Below are 17840 nucleotides of genomic sequence, written 5' to 3' on the forward strand. Positions count from 1 at the left end.
TGTACACAGTGCACTGGGTTATGTATCACCTTTTGAGTTTGAAGCAATGTACTATGATAAGATTAACCCGTTAGGTCAGGTGGCCTAACTTAAATAAAAAAGTCTCCGACAAACCCGGTACGGTTCACAATATTGATATGAATGAAGGCAACCATAACATGGATGTATGCCGATTGCCCTTATTCTAATAATTCAATGATTGATTAAGCCGACTTACGTGAATTGACTTGCCCTTTAATGACCGCTGTTAAATTTCCTTTAAGATATTTAAAAAACACTTTTAACGGTGAAAGTTTAGGATTTGGCTGTTTGCCTTCACCAATCGATTTAAACTGAGCGGCGTACCAAATAATTTCCATAATCGCCATTTTATCAATCATCGGTATGCCAGTTTTAATTTTGTCTACGCCGTAACGAACATCCTGCCCCGCCAATAAACGATCAGCCAAATCGACTTCAACAGCGAATGGACGTGCAATACCAATGAAATCACAAGCTCCACTGTCTAGTGCAGCATTCATGCCTTGGACGGTTCTAAACCCACCGGTAACCATCAATGCACACTTTACCTCTTTACGGATATTGTCCGCAAAATCGAGGAAATACGCTTCACGAGCAATGGTACTGGCTTTACGTTTTTCTTCTTTAGCACCCGCCATCGCTGGCGCTTCATAGGAACCGCCCGAGATTTCAATCATATCAATCCTTGCGGCATCTATTGCTTTAAAGACCTCAATCACATCTGCTTCGCTAATTCCGCCGCGTTGGAAATCAGCAGAATTCAGTTTGACCGAAATGATAAAATCATCGGTCGTCGCTGCACGAACTGCCTTATAGATTTCAAGCAAAAAGCGCATGCGATTTTCATTTGAACCGCCCCACTGATCTTGACGTTTATTGGTCAGTGGCGACAAAAACTGACTAATTAAATAACCATGCGCACCATGCAATTGCACGCCTTCGAAGCCTGCCTTTTCACAAATGTGTGCGGCACGTGCAAAACGCTGAATGATATCTAAAATTTCATCTTCACGAAGTTCGCGCGGTGTTCCAAACGTTGTGGCTAACATCGGACTAAATGGCACAGCAGACGGTGCAACCGTTTCTTTATTTAAACCTTTTGGACATTGGCGGCCCGGATGTGAAAGTTGAACCAATTGCACCATGCCGTGCTTCTTGCCTAGCTCAGCCCACTGTGTTAATTGTGCTAAATCTCGCTCAGTTTCAGCGACAACAACCCCAGGCTCATTTTTAGCACGAAAATCCACCATGACATTACCCGTAATGGCACAGCCTAAACCACCCTTCGCCCAAGCTTCATATAATCCAAAATGTAAGTGATTGGGTTGGCCTGCGGTATTGGCCAATGCTTCACTCATTGCACCTTTAATGATGCGATTTTTAAATGTGGTATTACGAATTTTAAAGCTTTCAGCTAAATGGCTCATGACAATGTCCAAAATGAAATAATAAGTCCTGAGTATTTACTCTAATTATTATTTTCTAAAGGTCAAGGATATTTTGACAATGACACTTGTCAAAATATCCATAAGTTTGATTTTAGTATTGGCTGGCTTCAATTAATTTACGGGTATAGTCCGTTTGTGGTCGCGCAAATAGATCTGCGGTGTCTTGAAACTCCATGACTTTGGCATGTCGCAGTACCAACACTTTTTGACACAAGGCTTTGACCACGTGTAAATCATGACTGATAAATAAATAACTCATATTATATTCTTGCTGCAAACGCCGTAGTAGCTTCACAATGGCTTTTTGTGTCGTCCGATCTAGTGCAGATGTGGGTTCATCGAGTATCAATAATTTAGGACGTAATACCAACGCACGTGCCAAGGCGACTCTCTGCCGTTGCCCACCCGATAATTCATGTGGATAACGCTGCTTAAATGAGCTGGCTAATTCGACTTTCTGCAAAGCTTCATCTATACGCTGTACAATTTCATTTGCAGATAAATGCTGTAAGGCCAGACCTTCGCCGATGGTTTGCTCTACATTTAGCCGTGGATTTAAACTACTGAATGGATCTTGAAAGACGATTTGAAATTCACGACGTAGAGGTCTGAGCTGTTTTTCTGAAAGTTGATGGATGGCGTGTTGATTTAAAATAATTTCGCCATCACTTTCTATGAGCCGAGCAACAGCCAATGCTAAGGAGCTTTTCCCAGAACCGCTCTCTCCAACAATACCGATCGACTCACCTTCAGCCACTGTTAAATCCAAAGCCTCTACCGCAACGACATAATCTTTGATGCGGTTCAATAAGCCTTGTTTGACTGGGAACTTCACTCCTAATTGGTGTAATTTTAAAAGTGTCTGCGTTTGTGAAACCTGTATTGCTTTACCAAAATCATGGTCTAATAGATTTTTGGTATACGCCTGCTTCGGTTGCTCAAAAATTTCCTGAACATCTCCTTGTTCCACCACTTGTCCACGATTCATCACAATCACATGTTCGGCATAGCGCTTGACCAAATTCAGGTCATGGCTAATTAAAATCATGGCCATATTACGCTGCTGTTGTAGCGACTTTAATAAATTTAAGATTTGCGCTTGCAAAGTGACATCTAAAGCCGTGGTTGGCTCATCAGCGATTAAAATATCAGGATCTAAGGCCAATGCCATGGCAATCATGACACGTTGTCGCTGCCCCCCAGATAACTCATGTGGGTATCGTCTTAACTTATCTTCAGCATCGGGAATACCAACATCATTTAATAATTCTATAACCCGCTGCCGAGTTTTTGCCTTCGACCATCCCTGTAACAACAGTGACTCACCAACAATCTTTTCAACCCGATGTAATGGATTTAAAGCTGTCATCGGCTCTTGAAAAATCATGGCAATTTTCTGTCCACGAATGTTTCGGTGCTGTTCAGGACTCAGTCCAAGAATATTCTGTCCACTCAGGCTGACGCTGCCTGTGACCTGCAGATCACTCGACAACAAACCGAGTATAGCTAGGCTGCTAATCGATTTACCTGAGCCGCTTTCTCCAACAATCGCTATCGTTTCACCTGCATGCAATTTAAAATTTAGATCATCAACCAAGACCTGTGCTGCATGTGAAATATGTAAATGTTCCACCTCTAACACGATGGGAGGTACATTAACTTGATGATTATTGACGTCTAGGATCGAATGCATCACGTGTCGCCTCCCCAATGTAAATCAATAAAGACAGCACGATCGCTAATGTAAAGAACCCCGATAAGGCCAACCATGGTGCATTCAGATTGTTTTTCCCTTGAAGCAATAACTCACCTAAGGACGCGGCATCAGGCGGTAAGCCATAACCTAGGAAATCTAAGGCTGTCAGTGCCGTAATATTTGCCGTAAGCATGAAAGGTAGCTGTGACAGACTGGAACTCATCGCATTTGGTAAGATATGCCGAAACATAATCGTACTATCTGTAACGCCAAGACTCCGTGCTGCACGTACATAGTCAATATTACGTGCCCGTAAAAACTCTGCACGAACCAAGCCAACTAAGGTGGGCCAACCAAACAACAGCATAATGACAAAGAGCCAATACACACTCGGTGTAAACATACTGACTAAAATCATCACCATGAATAGCATCGGGAGTCCGCCCCAGACTTCTAAAATCCGTTGACCAATGAGGTCTATCCACCCACCATAATAGCCTTGTATCGCCCCAACCATGATGCCCAATATTGCTGAAGCAAAAGTTAATGCAAAACCAAACAGGAGCGACACACGTAATCCATATAAAATACGTGCGAGCACATCACGTCCTTGGTCATCGGTACCGAGCCAATTTTGTGCAGTTGGTGCAGATGGTACGGGCACAGCCAGTTCTAAATTCGGTGTTTGATAGGAAAATTTAATCAGTGGCCATACAGCCCAACCTTTATCTTCAATCAGTTGCTGCACCACAGGATCTTTATAATCTGCCTCAGTTTCAAATACCCCACCGAAAGCGGTTTCTGGATAACTTTTTATTACCGGCACATATAAAGAATCATCGTATTTAACCAAGAGCGGCTTATCATTGGCAATAAACTCGACAGCTAGGGACAATATAAAAATCAAGGCAAAGCTGATAAAGCATGTAAAGCCTAATTTATTTTCTTTAAAACGTTGAAAACGTGCTTGCATGATCGGAGACATTATTTTGCCCCCTGCGAATCAAAATTAATTCGTGGATCAATCATTTGATACATGACATCACTGATTAATCTTAATATCAGCCCCATCAAGGTAAAAATAAACAAGGTGCCAAAAATCACTGGATAATCGCGCTGTACTATGGCTTCAAACCCCAACAATCCCAGACCATCTAAATTGAAAATAATTTCAATAAATAGATTTCCCACAAAGAAGATGCCGATCAAGGCTTCTGGTAGACCAGCAATGACAATGAGCATTGCATTACGAAATACATGCCCATACAGCACACGTGATTCGGTCAAACCTTTAGAACGAGCAGCAAGAACATATTGCTTATTCAACTCTTCCATAAAAGAGTATTTGGTCAGATAAGTTAAGCCTGCAAAACCACCAATTACCATAGCAAACAAAGGCAACGCCATATGCCAAAAATAATCTGCAATTTTGCCAAATACACTTAACTCAGCGAAATTCTCTGAAACTAAACCTTGCAGAGGAAACCACTGAAAATATGAACCACCTGCAAAAAAGACAATGAGTAAAATGGCAAAGGCAAAAGCAGGAATGGCATAGCCGATAGCCAATAAAATAGACGTGCTTTTATCAAATAACAAACCATGTTGACGGGCTTTTTTAATGCCTAAAGGAATAGACACCAGATAGATCAGCAAGGTACTCCATAAACCAAGGGATAAGGATACAGGCAGCTTTTCCCAAAGCAGCTGAGTCACAGGCTTATCTTTAAAGAAACTTGTACCAAAATCTAGCGTTACATAGCCCTTTAACATGAGCCAAAAACGTTCGAATAATGGTTTATCGAAACCATATTGCGCTTCGATTTTTGCCACCATTTCTTCACTGAGGCCTTTAGCACCTTGGTATTTACTGCCTGTCGTCGCAGTTTCACCACCACCTGTGTTTCCCATACCTTGAAAGGACTCAGCTTGCTGTATGGCTTGTTCAACAGGTCCTCCCGGTGCAATCTGAATCACGACAAAGTTAATCAGTAAAATGAAAAACAATGTTGGAATAATCAGGAGCAATCTTTTTAAAATATATGTGCCCATGTTGCTTTCACATTCCTTGTCATTCAGATGTATTTATTGCTGCCGTAGATATTGTGTTATTTGCTTGGCTTCAGCTGCATCACTCCACCAATAGTCAATCCCTACAGAAAGTTTAGGTTTAACATAGGGTTGCTTATACATATGCCAATAGGCAAACCAGTTTTCACTTTGCCCAAACATTGGGATTTGATAATAACCCGCTCTGAGCAGACGGTCTAAAACACGCGTACGAATAATCAATTCCTCTCGATTTGGAGCATTGATCACCTGTTGAATGAGCTGATCTATTACAGGATTTTTAATCCCTGCATAATTATAATTACCCACTTGGTCAGCTGCTTGACTGCCCCAAAGTTGAGCTTGTTCACCCGCTGGAGTGAGTGATTGAGGCATTTCATCCACGATCATATCAAAGTCAATATTTCGCATACGCTCGGTGTATTGCGGTCCATCGACTTGTCGTAATAACACCTGAATACCTAAACGTTTCAAATTTCGTATAAATGGCATTAAGGTTCGCTGCAAATCTTGTTGCTGAATCAAAAGTTCAAATTTCACAGGCTGAGATTTTGCATCCACCAATCTGCCGTCTTGATAACGATAACCCGCATTCAATAACAGTTGGCGTGCATGCAGAAGGTTTTTTCGATTAAATCCACTGCCATCAGAAACAGGATATTGCCAATTGGATAAAACCCCCTGTCGTTGAATAGGATCAAGTTGCGATAACATCGGTTTTAAAATATCCAACTCTTGGATAGAGGGTTTTCCCTTTGCTTCTAACACACTATTACTAAAATAACTCTGTAAACGCTGATACTGCCCATAAAACAACGCTCTATTTTGCCATTCAAAATCATAAGCAAAAGTTAAAGCTTGCCGAAAGCGAATATCACTAAATGGCGCACGACGGGTATTAAATACGAGACTTTTTGTGGGAATCGGTCGTTCATGTTTAAAGCGATATTTGACAATTTTACCGTCTTTAAAAGCAGGAAAATTGTACGCTCCCACCCAATTACGTGCGGTCTTTTCCTCATATAACGTAAATTGACCCGCTTTAAAGCCTTCAAAGGCGATGTCTGGGCTGCGGTAATATACATATTTCAGATGGTTAAAATTATACCGACCATGATTGACAGCTAATTTCTGCCCCCAATAGTCTGGATTGCGCTTATAGCGAATACTCCTACCTGCATCGATCGTCTCAATCGTGTAAGGGCCTGAGCCTAATATGGGCTGCAATGTAATTTGAGTAAAATCTTTTTTTGCCCAATCTTTTTTGGAATAAATCGGCATTTGCGCCAAAATCATGGGCATATCAGTATTATGACCAGATTTAAAACTCATCCTCACCTGATATTTAGATAAAACATCTGTTTTGTCCAAATCCGCTAAGTACATTTGTAGACCGGGATTTGATTTAGTTTGAAAGGTATCAAAACTAAATTTAACGTCTTCAGCAGTGAGTTCGGAACCATCACTAAACCGTGCTTTTGGGTTTAAATGAAAAATAACAAAATTAGTTTTTTTGGGGTCAAATGTCACCTTTTCGGCAAGCAACGGATACATCACACCCGGCTCATCTAAAGATGAACTCATCAAACTATCAAATAGATAATTGATACCTTCAACAGAACGCCCTTTTCCATTCATGCTGTTTAAATTATCAAAACTCCCAATACTCGAAGTCGTGATATAGCCCCCTTTAGTGGCAAAAGGATTGGCATAGGGCATTGCCTGTAATTGATGATATTGAGGGCTACTATGTATGGCAAGAAAAGGCGTGGTCTGCAATGCAGCCCACGCCCCTGTTGAAAGTATGCTCAAGGTCATACCAAACACGTAACGCGAAGTTGAAGCAGAATACATTCAACTTAACTCCTTAATGTTTGGACTCAGTTCGGTACTTTTATCACTTCACCAATACGTAACTGAGCAGACGGTTGCATATCATTCATTTCAGCGAGTTTTGATGTATCTAGTCCATAACGACTTGCCAAACCAATCAGCGTATCCCCGCGTTTAATACGGTATTCACTGATGGTTTTAGGAACTTGTAAATTTTGACCAACACGAAGCCCAGCACGCGGGTTCAAGTTATTTAACTCAGCCAATGCTGCCACAGTTAAGCCTGTCCGACTAGCAATCGAATTTAAAGACTCGCCTGATTTCACAGTATAGCTTTCAGTATTTGCTGGTTTCACATTGCTCGTAGAGGATTTAGCTTCCGTTTTTTTGGTTTCAGTTGCTTTACTAGCTACATCAGCAGGTAGTTCACCATCTACTTTTAAACGCTGCCCTACACGAATCGCACTATTGGTATTTAGGCCATTTAATTCAGCTAAATAACGTAATTGAAGATGATATTTCTTCGCAATCACACCCAATGTTTCACCTGATTTCACCACATGAATATCGGTCGCATCAACGGAATTCGTTCGTGTATTGGTTTTGCTTTCAATTTTGGTCGCCTCTGCTTTGGTTTCTACTTTAACCGGTGCGACATCACCTGTTAATTTTAATTTCTGCCCAACGCGTAGACCAGAACTACGCTCTATACCATTTAAATTTGCGACATAGTCCATGCCTAAATCATAGCGACTAGCAATGCCTGTCAGTGTATCGCCAGACTGCACCACATATGTATCCGGAACAGTTGAACTTGCAGGAACTTTAATGCTTTGCCCAGCCATCAGCCCACTATTTACCGACATATCATTTAGACTCGCCAATTCTGACAAACTGATTTTTGACTGCGTCGCAATGCTGTAAAGCGTATCACCACGCTGCACTTTATAGCTTTCAACTTTATACGCAGGATCAACTTTGACATTTTCAATGCGATTCACGACTTTGCTTTCGAGCTTCTCAACTTCTGCTACAGCTTGTAATGGCACATTAATTTTTTGCCCCACCATCAAGCTACTGCCAGCCGTTAAGCCAGTTGTTAAATCTGCCAACTCTTGATTTGACAGCGCATAACGATCTGCAATGAGTTTTAGATATTCACCACGTTTTACCGTGTAGGATTTGGTTTGAACTTTTGCAGGTTTTTCGACAACTTGAGCGGCTTTCTTATCAGCTTCCAATTTTGCTTTCGATGCAGGCGTTTCTTTTAGGGATAATTTCTGTCCAACATATAAACCACTCGTGGTGGTTAAACCATTGTAGTCGGCGAGTTGCTTCGTACTTAAACCAAATTGACTCGCAACAGCTGTAAGACTGTCATTTGCTTTCACCACATAGCTATCTGCGATAGGCTTAGCTTTCGATTCTTCATTATTTTGCACAATCGGTTTCGCATCATATAAATAGATGGTCGTACCGACATACAAGGTCGAATCTGGCGAAATTTGGTTCCAAGCTGCAATATCACGCCAATTCACGCCATTTTTCATCGCGATCAACGCTAATGTGTCGCCCGCCAAAACTGTATAAGTACTGCGTTTACCTTTAGGTGGTACAACTACAATTTCAGAATCTGTACGAATGACATTTTTACCTTGGTTGCGTTTGGCTTCTTCGGAATCTGCACCTGTATTTTCAGCCACGCTTTTCGGGTAAGAGAACCCTTTGGTCAGTTCTTTACCTTGTTGATCTGCAATCGACTGGCTGGTCTGAATCGCAGTCAACTTAATCTTGCCATCATAAGGATCGACAATTTCAGTGCCTTTCGGCGCAATAGCTTTAATTTCCTGAACGACTTCTTCTTGTTCTGCTTTAGTCGCTACTGGTTTTAATACCTCATCGACTGTTTTGGTCTCACCTTCAGCTTTAATAGCCGCCATGATTTGCTCACGCTCATTTGCGCTGAGTGGTGGCTCGACAGATACGGCTTTCACAGGCGTCGAAGGTGTTACAGCGACTGGAATACGCGGCGCACTTGGAATATCACTATTCGATGCAAATGCAGCCAAAGCAGATGATCCTATTGGCGTTTTGCCTTTCGTTCCTGATGGAACACTCGGCGTTACCGTTGTAGCGACTACAGGTGGTTTGGCAGAAGCTGTCACTGTCGGCTGTGTTTTAAGCGTAGGTGGCGTCACTTTAGCGGGCTGAATAGTTTTACTATTTAATTCCGGCGGAGTAACACGTGACGGTGTTATTTCAACATTATTTTTTGGTAAGTTATAAGTTGAATTACTTGCCCAATAACCTGATGAACCACCTGATTGTAATTTTTTCAAACGTGCATCAACTGATGGACTCACATCCGCAGGAATTAAAATCCGCATTGGGCTGCTGCTATCAATCACATCGCCACGATGACCAGGGTTTAGTGCATAGAGTTCTGCACGGCTTAAACCGGTAATAGATGCAATTTCATTTAAATTTGCAGGCCCTACAGCCACTTCACGAAAGTGTGGACGGTTGGCAATTGGTGGCAAACTTACGCCATAGGCACTTGGATTTTTAATAATTTGAGCAACAGCCAAGAAACGTGGGACATAGTTCATGGTTTCTTGGGGCAGTTTTAGCGACCAATAATCCGTTGGCAAACCTGCCGCACGGTTACGGTTAATCGCCTGTTGAATGCGGCCCGGCCCTGCATTATATGCAGCCAAAGCCAATTCCCACGAACCGAACTGGTTATGTAGCGCACCTAAAAACTCATAAGCTGCACGCGTTGATTCCACTACGTCACGACGACCATCATACATTGAGGTTTGTTTTAAGCCGTAAATACGTCCAGTACTTGGAATAAATTGCCATAAGCCCGCTGCGGCTGCACTTGAGGTTGCTGCTGGGTCATAAGAACTTTCAATCACTGGTAATAACGCCAACTCAGTCGGCAAACCACGACGTTCTGCTTCTTTAACCGTGTGATATAAATAACGGGACGCACGCGCACTTAAACGGTCAATATACGGTTGACGTGAAATAAACCAACCACGCTGTGCTTCAATTCGCGTATCCCAGTGGTTCAAATCCATTTTGAAACCAACGGTCATTCGCTTCCAAACATCACCGTGCTTTAGTACTAAAAGGCGGTCGCCTTCTACGGCACGCATGTCTGTTGCAGAAAGTAAATCTTCGAGTGAATCTAAACTATTGGCATCGAGAAAGTTTGAGCCGACTTGTTTACTTGCTGAGTTCTGCTTAGTCGTTTGCGATGAAGAACAGCCCGTCAGACCAAGAGCTGCGAGTGCAGAACCCAAGACTGTAAATTTAAAAATTTGTGGTAACGTAGGCTGCCAGACAGTCGCAGTTGATTTATACATAAAAAAATCCAGACAACTCATATAAAATTTATTTTTTAGATATGCCATTGTAGTGAAGCAGGACACAGACACAAGGCGTTAATTTAACGCTATTTCAGTATAAATGTTACAAGAAATTAAAAAAATCGCCAGAAATGGATTTCTCTCCGTCATTTGCGTTATACAATATACGGTTCTGAATGCTCGTTTTTCTCCGGATTTGATTTATGTCTCAAACAATCACGCTTTATGTTGATGGTGCATGTAAAGGCAACCCTGGCTTAGGGGGTTGGGGGGCGTATATCATCCGTGAAACTGGAGAAGAAAAACTCTGCGGCGGCGAAGCTGAAACCACCAATAACCGTATGGAATTGACTGCTGCAATTGAAGGCATTCAACACTGTCCGTCCGATGCAAAACTGATTATTTGGACAGACTCTAACTATGTCAAACAAGGCATTACCGAGTGGATACATGGTTGGAAAAAGAAAAACTGGAAAGATGTTAAAAATCCTGATCTGTGGAAATTACTGGATGCAACTTGTCAGGGTCGGGAAATTGAATGGAACTGGATTAAAGGGCATGCAGGCCATCCGGGAAATGAAATGGCCGATCAATTGGCCAATCTAGGCGCAGAAAAAACCCTCGAACAGATCAAACTAGCGGCATCAACTACAGCTGAAGCACCTAAAAAAAAAGCTGAACCCGACTGGCTATTAAATGATCCGTTTGGACTTGAATTTGCTGATAGCGAGGATGAAGCAGAAGAAATCTCTGAAGAAGCAATGATTGCAAATGAAAGCATTATTGATGCTTCAATTCAGGAGTCTTCAATTGCTCAGCCGCTAGAATTTGCTCCGTCACGTGAAATGACTACTGACACAGCGATCAATGCAGAGCAGATTGATGACATTACGATAGAACAACAAGCAACTGACATTGCTTCAACGTTGAATGAAGCTGCCCCTATCCAGTCTAAGCAAGCTGCTGAAATCCATCCAATGATTGTCATTACACCAGCAACAGTTGATGTATCTGGCCCACGACAATTAATTTTGGATACGGAAACGACCGGTTTCTATTTCCAAGATGGCGACCGTATTATTGAAGTCGGTGCGGTGGAAATGATTAACCGTAAACTTACGGGCAGCTCAATTCATATTTATATCAACCCGCAAAAACCTGTCGGTGAATCTGAAAATATTCACGGAATCAGTGATGACTTTCTAAAAGACAAACCACTGTATGCTGAAATTGCTGATGTATTATTTGACTATCTAAAAGGCGCAGAAATCATTGCGCATAACGCAACCTTCGATATGAACTTCCTTGATATGGAGTTCAAACGTGCCGGTTTTGTGGCCTTATCTGAAGTTTGCGAAGTCACCGATACCTTGGCTATGGCCAAAGCCAAGCATCCAGGCCAGAAAAACTCACTCGATGCATTAGTGCGTCGTTACGAAATTCCACAACGTGACCGTACCTTCCATGGTGCGTTACTCGATGCGGAAATTCTGTCTGACGTATACCTAGCAATGACGGGCGGTCAGGTTTCCTTTGATATCGATGCCCTGACCCACTCGCAAAATGAAGATGGTTCGCAAACCCGCGCCGCTGTTGAAATAGAATTACCCGTGATTTTACCTTCCGCAGATGAACTTGAAGCCCATGAGACATGGGTCAAACAATTTGAAGAAAAACATGGTACACCTTGCCTTTTTGCGAAATAAAATCTAAATTTCGTGTTACTTTTTGTATATAAACAATTCTTACATACGCTATAGTAAAACCATAAACATGGACCGCCTTAAGGGGCGGTTAATAAACAAGATAAAACATCTAGGAAAGGTGCAGATACATGTCTTACCAAACCTCTATCCATTTTGATCCAACGGCTTTGCTGATAATAAAAAATGAGGTTGATAACTCAATCAAGTTAGTCGAATCAGCAGTCAGCACCTTAGTTGAAGATCAAACTTTACCTTTCGGGATTGATGATGCACTGATTCAATTTGAACAATGTGCTCAAGTACTAGCTTTAGTTGATATGCCAAGTTTGGCAAAAATCGCTCAATATTCAGCAGAGTTAATGCGCAAGATCATGGGGAACCCTGCGCAAATTAACACTCAAGAGGTCATCGCACTTAGCGAAGGCACGACCATGCTGAAACGCTATATCGAATTTATCTGCCTGCGTGAAGTTAAAATTCCACAGTTTCTACTCGACAGTCTAAATCGTCTAGAGCTGTCTTTAGGAAAACCTTTAACGTCGGAAGGCCAACACATTGAGTCCCTACTCGATTGTATTACCCCTGACTTTGACCTACCTCAAGCGCCTGCACTTGAAAAATCAAAATACGTTCACCGTCTGTATAAGTTGGCGTTGAATAAATTGATTAAACAAGAAGAAACTGAGCTGGATCTGCAAGCGATTAAATTGGTCGGTACGTATTTAGCAGGTCTTTCAGACAAACATCCAAGCAAACAATACTGGAACTTGGTTTTTGTTGCGTTTAATCAAATTGATCAAATCTTAATTACCGATGCTCGTTTACGTACCTTGGTAAGCATTGAACGCAATATGGCTCAATATTTTGCAGGAACTGAGCGCTTTAAAGCATCCATTTCTGATTTAGCCAATGTCTTAAGTCTAAGCATTAGCCAAGAAGATGACATTTCTCATCATATTCGTGGCAAGTTAAATATCGGTGAAGACCTTCTTACCGACACCCAATTGCAAGTTTTCAGTCGTCATTTATATGGTCCTGACTTCGAAACCATGCATACCATTGGTGAATTGGTTACGACTGAAATGACGCAAATTCGTAATGATATTGAATTTAACTATCAAAATATGACGCCTGAAAAAACCCAAGAACTTCAAGCGAAATTGAACGAATTGGCAAATATTTTCAAAGTCTTGAACTTAAATGAAGCGTATAACGACCTGTCGCGTCAAGCTGCGTCATTAGGTAATGCTGAGATTTTACAAGATGAAAGCTTTGCCCAGCAGTTGATGAACAATATCTTGTCTGCCATGAACTCGATTGGTGTGCTTGAGCGTCATCACACTTCTAGCCGCTTACAACTTCGTGTGAATAATATGAATATTTCACTCGACCGTTTAGATGAAGCACACGCTGCTCTGTTAAATGAGACCAAGGTTTTAATTGATGCTGCTAGCCAATCTTTGGTTCAGTATTTACAAAACCAAGATTTGACACAACTTGAAGCGACTGCAACTCAATTCCGTGAAATTGGTGGTGCAATGTTGTTCCTCAATGCAGATGCAGCTCAAAATGCGCTGAATTCAACAGCTCAATTCATTGTGAAACGAGTTGAATCTTCAACAGCGATTGATGCAAATGAAGTGAATCAAGCATTAGATTCATTGGCAAGCGCAGATATGTTGATTGACAATTTAAAGAACAAACAACCTGTTTTACAGGGCATGTTTAAGGTAGCATTGGACAGTAGCGAAAAACTGAAATCAGCAGCAGCCTAATGTCTAAATTATCACTTGCGTATATCTTCAAACAACAGCAATTGCTGGTCGATGAAAACTTTCAACTTCCCGAAGTTGAGCAACTCGCAAGTGATTTAAATATTGGCACGGGTGATCAAGTGATTGCCCGTGATCTACTTGAAAATGAGCCAATTCCTGATGGCTTACAGCTCATCCCTATTCGTCAACTTTTACAACTTTGGAATGTTCAGCAATTTGAACAAGCCAGCCGTGCTATTCAACTCTTAGAATGGCGCCGTAATCATAAATTTTGTAGCCACTGCGGTACTGCAACTCAAGTCCACGCCACAGAATATGCCATGGTTTGCCCTGCTTGCGGTTATCACCAATACCCTCGTGTAAACCCCTGTGTCATTACCGTCATTACCCGTCGTGAAGATGAAATCTTATTGGCTAAAAATGCGAAAAATGTCCGGGCAATGTATGGGCTGATCGCAGGTTTTGTTGAAGTCGGTGAAACTTTAGAAGAAGCGGTTCGTCGTGAAACTGAAGAAGAAGTTGGGCTAAAGGTCAAAAATATTCAATATCTGGCAAGCCAACCTTGGCCCTTCCCAAGTAATTTAATGATCGCCTTTAAAGCAGAATATGCTTCAGGTGAACTTCAATTACAAGAAGAAGAAATAAGTGATGCGGCTTTCTTTAAATTTGATGCATTACCTGAAATTCCGTTCAAAGGAAGTATCGCCCATTCAATGATTATGCATGTCATCCATGGGTCTGCTGTTGCAGATGACACCGAAGCATGGTTATAAGTAGCTATTTTTAGTAAATAAATCATGCAATAAAAAAACCGCCATACTTGGCGGTTATTTATTTTCAATCATTTAACCAAAGACATTAAGGTGGACTAATTTCATCGAGTACACGCATGATTTCAGCTTTGGTTTTAAAGAAGCGACTAAATAGACTCGAAACTGAACCAATCATCGTGATGTGCCCAACACGAGGGATTTGAATCAATTGACTATGGTTGCCTGAGGCTTTTAATCGACGATCAAAATCTTCACTATTGCTATGGCCAACGATATTGTCTTTATCCGCAGTGAATAGATAATGCTTCACTTGATTTTGCTCAACAAAATAATACGGCATCACTTGTTGATACGGTACATTTTGATCAAAGGCATCTGCACAAATCGGATCACCTTTATAATCAAAATGATATGGCCCTGCCAATCCCACAATTGCACGAATATTCTCTTTCACTTGTAGCTGATAAGGCGTCGGATGATACAGTGCAGACATGACATTAAATGCCCCTGCCGAATGTCCCATTAACACCACATTTTCCACTTCAATCTGCAACTTATGCTGAGACTGCGTCAAATAGTTTAATGCAAGGCTAAGATCATCAATTGAAGCCGGAAAAATATACTCAGGTGCGAGATGGTAATTGATGACAGCAACATCGAAGCCTTCTTTTGCAAAAGCCTCACCAATGAATCCATAGTCCTTTTTGTCACCATGCATCCACGCTCCACCATGTACAAACACGATGAGTGGACGTTGCTGACGAGGTGCTGACGTGCGATACAAATCTAGGCGATGGCGCGCTTTAAGACCATAAGGGATATTGTTTTGAACATGATATCCTTGTTTGGGTGTCAGTCGATTTAATGCATAACTGCCAAAATCATATAACCGAAAATTTCGGTATAAAGATTTAGCCAAATCCATTTTTTGCTGAAGCCGCAGAGACCATTGATTCATATATTACAGCATCATTTCCGACATTTTATTGAGCATTTGGATCGACAGCATCCGGATCTATCGCTACAGGCGTTTGTACTTCAGGTTGCACATTACCTACAGCAGATGTGGTGTAACTTGAGTTAATTGAACGTGCCTGTGGATTTGGGTTCTGATCAATATTATCGATTAAAGTGATAATTCGCGTTACATTACCCACTTGTTGCAAGATTTGATTTAAGTCTGTGATTTCCGCACTGTTTAAACGGCCCATCACATAAAGAACAGCATCTTCAGTATGAATGTGTACTTTGCTGTCAGATACCACAGGCGCTTTCATAATCAAACCACGGGTATTCGCAGTGACCGCAGTATCTTGCATGATGGTGCTATAGCTGATCTGATTACCCACTGTAATATAGTTATGTACAGTTTTGACATCACTCATTGAACGGACATTTTCTTCTGCCAATTCTTTTAAATGATTATCTGGCACTTGCCCAGTCAATAAGACATTGCCATGAAAACTTTCAATATTGACACGTGACTGTTTAAAACGAGTATCTAATTTATATAAGTTAATTTTTGCTGTTCGAACAATGGAAGAGTCAATAAAAACTTGTCCCAATGAGCGTGCGCCGCTTTCAGTTCCTACAGGTGCTGATCCTGTTCCATTCGAAATAAAACTCGCACAGCCAGATAAACTTGCGACACAAAGCATCGTTATTGCAATACGCTTAACCACTCAGCACGACTCCTCAAATTTCCACACGTATTTTTCTATGCGTTTACACAGTTTGTTTTATCAAAGATTAATCAACTCTTGATCAAAAGTAAAAGCATTTTCAATCCATTGCTGATGATACGGGTATTTAGAAAAGTCTTGCTGTAGTGTTTTTGCAAAGTGTTGATAAAAATCAAAACAAATTGCATCAAAGCGACAATAATAATTTTGAAAATGTGACTGTTCATTTAAAAAATGCAATGCAGTCTTCATCATCTTACGTTGTTTGTGAATAGAGATACTTTCAACGGCTTGAGCATAACGGGTATTCGAACGGGCTTTAACTTCGATAAATACCAATTCTTGACCACGTGCAACGATCAAATCAATTTCACCATAACGACTATGATAATTCTGTTGCACTTGTACATAGCCTTGCTGCTCAACCAAACGCAGCGCTTGCCGTTCTGCCCACTGCCCCAGATTCATCTGTCCCAAATTCATCTGCTCTAAGTTTAGCTGCATCGTTTCATCCCTAAAGTGAGATCGCCACGATGCCTTTTTTACTTCGCTCATAGCAGTGAGGAACACGCTGAATATTGTTTTGACTAATTTTGATTAGCCCTGTTCGTCCCTGAAACTCAATGCTTTTTAATTTCGGTTCTTGCAAATATTGTTTTGCGATATGCCATGTGTCCCCACCAAAAGCTAAAAGACGTTGATATGGCATATCTACTGGATTTTCCTCATAAGCTCGGATCAGGTCTGGCCAACGCGCATCATGTAAGGCAGGTGCATCACAAAATTTCAGCCCTACAGGAATGGGCTTAGTGGCTTCAATCGCATTGGCGACGCTATATAGTTTCGTTTTGGGTAGTTTTTTTTGACTGTTTAACCATTCATTATTGCCCAGCAACAGCACCCCTTGATTTTTGTCTAGCTTCGTTGGGAGTTGTTCAACCACTTGAATAGGTACTGAACTTTGGCTGATTAAGGACATGAGCAATAATTCATGTTCTGCCTCTGTTGCAGGCTGACGTAGAACAAGCACTTGCGCTAACTTGTCTTTTTCAAAGACTTTTTGAAGTGCTAAGGCATCATCACGTTTCGATAAACTGTACTGCCAAACATTGGGAATTTGGCTCGTCGTTTCATTTAAAGCCAACACGCGGACTTTAGGCTTTGCCTTTACAAGTGCTTCAACGTCTTGACGTGCTAAAGGGCCAATCACCAATTGAGTTTTTTTATTTACCTGTTGCTTCAATATCACTGCAATTTGCTTTTGATTTGAATCTACAAACTTAATGGGCACTTTGTAGTCTGATGATTGATATGCGCTATTGAAACCTTGCTTAATACTGGATGCGGCTCGCGCCATAGGACCAGATTCAGGTAGAATGACCAAGACGTCTGCCTGTGCAGCAGTAAACATACTGCTTAAAAGGCAAAGACCCAAAATTTTGTTCTTATTATCCAACAT

The 17840-nt window shown here is 41.4% G+C and carries 13 protein-coding genes; 3 read left to right on the forward strand and 10 right to left on the reverse strand.

Going from position 1 to position 17840, the window contains the following annotated elements:
• Positions 1–203: 203 nt before the first annotated feature.
• The 6 genes from FTT85_RS14395 to FTT85_RS14420 form a co-directional block, all read right to left on the reverse strand.
• Positions 204–1448, reverse strand: a complete 1245-nt coding sequence (locus tag FTT85_RS14395; protein ID WP_180183836.1) for an NADH:flavin oxidoreductase/NADH oxidase family protein — start codon at positions 1446–1448, stop codon at positions 204–206.
• Between the two features lie 112 nt (positions 1449–1560).
• Positions 1561–3162 carry an ABC transporter ATP-binding protein gene (locus tag FTT85_RS14400; protein ID WP_180183847.1) on the reverse strand — a complete coding sequence of 534 codons (1602 nt, stop codon included), beginning with the start codon at positions 3160–3162 and terminating at the stop codon, positions 1561–1563.
• Positions 3137–4150, reverse strand: a complete 1014-nt coding sequence (locus FTT85_RS14405) for an ABC transporter permease (RefSeq protein WP_180183837.1) — start codon at positions 4148–4150, stop codon at positions 3137–3139. Before FTT85_RS14405 ends, FTT85_RS14400 begins: the two co-directional genes overlap by 26 nt.
• Positions 4150–5217, reverse strand: coding sequence for a microcin C ABC transporter permease YejB (locus FTT85_RS14410; RefSeq protein WP_180183838.1), 1068 nt, complete (start codon positions 5215–5217; stop codon positions 4150–4152). The genes FTT85_RS14405 and FTT85_RS14410 overlap by 1 nt, the downstream gene beginning before the upstream one ends.
• Positions 5218–5250: 33 nt before the next feature.
• Positions 5251–7053 carry an extracellular solute-binding protein gene (locus tag FTT85_RS14415; protein ID WP_257232173.1) on the reverse strand — a complete coding sequence of 601 codons (1803 nt, stop codon included), beginning with the start codon at positions 7051–7053 and terminating at the stop codon, positions 5251–5253.
• Between the two features lie 62 nt (positions 7054–7115).
• Positions 7116–10442, reverse strand: coding sequence for a LysM peptidoglycan-binding domain-containing protein (locus FTT85_RS14420; protein ID WP_180183840.1), 3327 nt, complete (start codon positions 10440–10442; stop codon positions 7116–7118).
• 206 nt (positions 10443–10648) lie between these two features.
• On the opposite strand from FTT85_RS14420, the gene dnaQ reads away from it, so the two are divergent.
• The 3 genes from dnaQ (at position 10649) to nudC (ending at position 14699) form a co-directional block, all read left to right on the forward strand.
• The gene (gene dnaQ / locus FTT85_RS14425) at positions 10649–12151 is read left to right on the forward strand and encodes a DNA polymerase III subunit epsilon (RefSeq protein WP_180004170.1); all 1503 of its coding nucleotides are present in this window, start codon (positions 10649–10651) and stop codon (positions 12149–12151) included.
• A 128-nt stretch (positions 12152–12279) separates the two neighbouring features.
• On the forward strand, positions 12280–13926 hold the full coding sequence (locus tag FTT85_RS14430; RefSeq protein WP_180004168.1) for a chemotaxis protein: 1647 nt from the start codon (positions 12280–12282) through the stop codon (positions 13924–13926).
• Complete coding sequence (nudC, locus tag FTT85_RS14435; RefSeq protein ID WP_180183841.1) at positions 13926–14699, forward strand: NAD(+) diphosphatase; 774 nt, start codon at positions 13926–13928, stop codon at positions 14697–14699. Before FTT85_RS14430 ends, nudC begins: the two co-directional genes overlap by 1 nt.
• Positions 14700–14784: 85 nt before the next feature.
• Here nudC and FTT85_RS14440 read toward each other — a convergent pair whose 3' ends face one another.
• The 4 genes from FTT85_RS14440 to FTT85_RS14455 are packed head-to-tail and all read right to left on the reverse strand — an operon-like array spanning position 14785 to position 17840.
• The gene (locus FTT85_RS14440) at positions 14785–15657 is read right to left on the reverse strand and encodes an alpha/beta hydrolase (protein WP_180183842.1); all 873 of its coding nucleotides are present in this window, start codon (positions 15655–15657) and stop codon (positions 14785–14787) included.
• A gap of 25 nt (positions 15658–15682) precedes the next feature.
• On the reverse strand, positions 15683–16381 hold the full coding sequence (locus FTT85_RS14445) for a BON domain-containing protein (RefSeq protein ID WP_180183843.1): 699 nt from the start codon (positions 16379–16381) through the stop codon (positions 15683–15685).
• A 60-nt stretch (positions 16382–16441) separates the two neighbouring features.
• Positions 16442–16849, reverse strand: coding sequence for a YraN family protein (locus FTT85_RS14450; RefSeq protein WP_180024208.1), 408 nt, complete (start codon positions 16847–16849; stop codon positions 16442–16444).
• A 46-nt stretch (positions 16850–16895) separates the two neighbouring features.
• Entirely contained in the window at positions 16896–17840 is a 945-nt protein-coding gene (locus FTT85_RS14455; RefSeq protein WP_180147326.1) for a penicillin-binding protein activator, read from the reverse strand.

This window comes from Acinetobacter sp. YH01020 (assembly GCF_013420275.1).
GTDB lineage: Bacteria > Pseudomonadota > Gammaproteobacteria > Pseudomonadales > Moraxellaceae > Acinetobacter > Acinetobacter amyesii.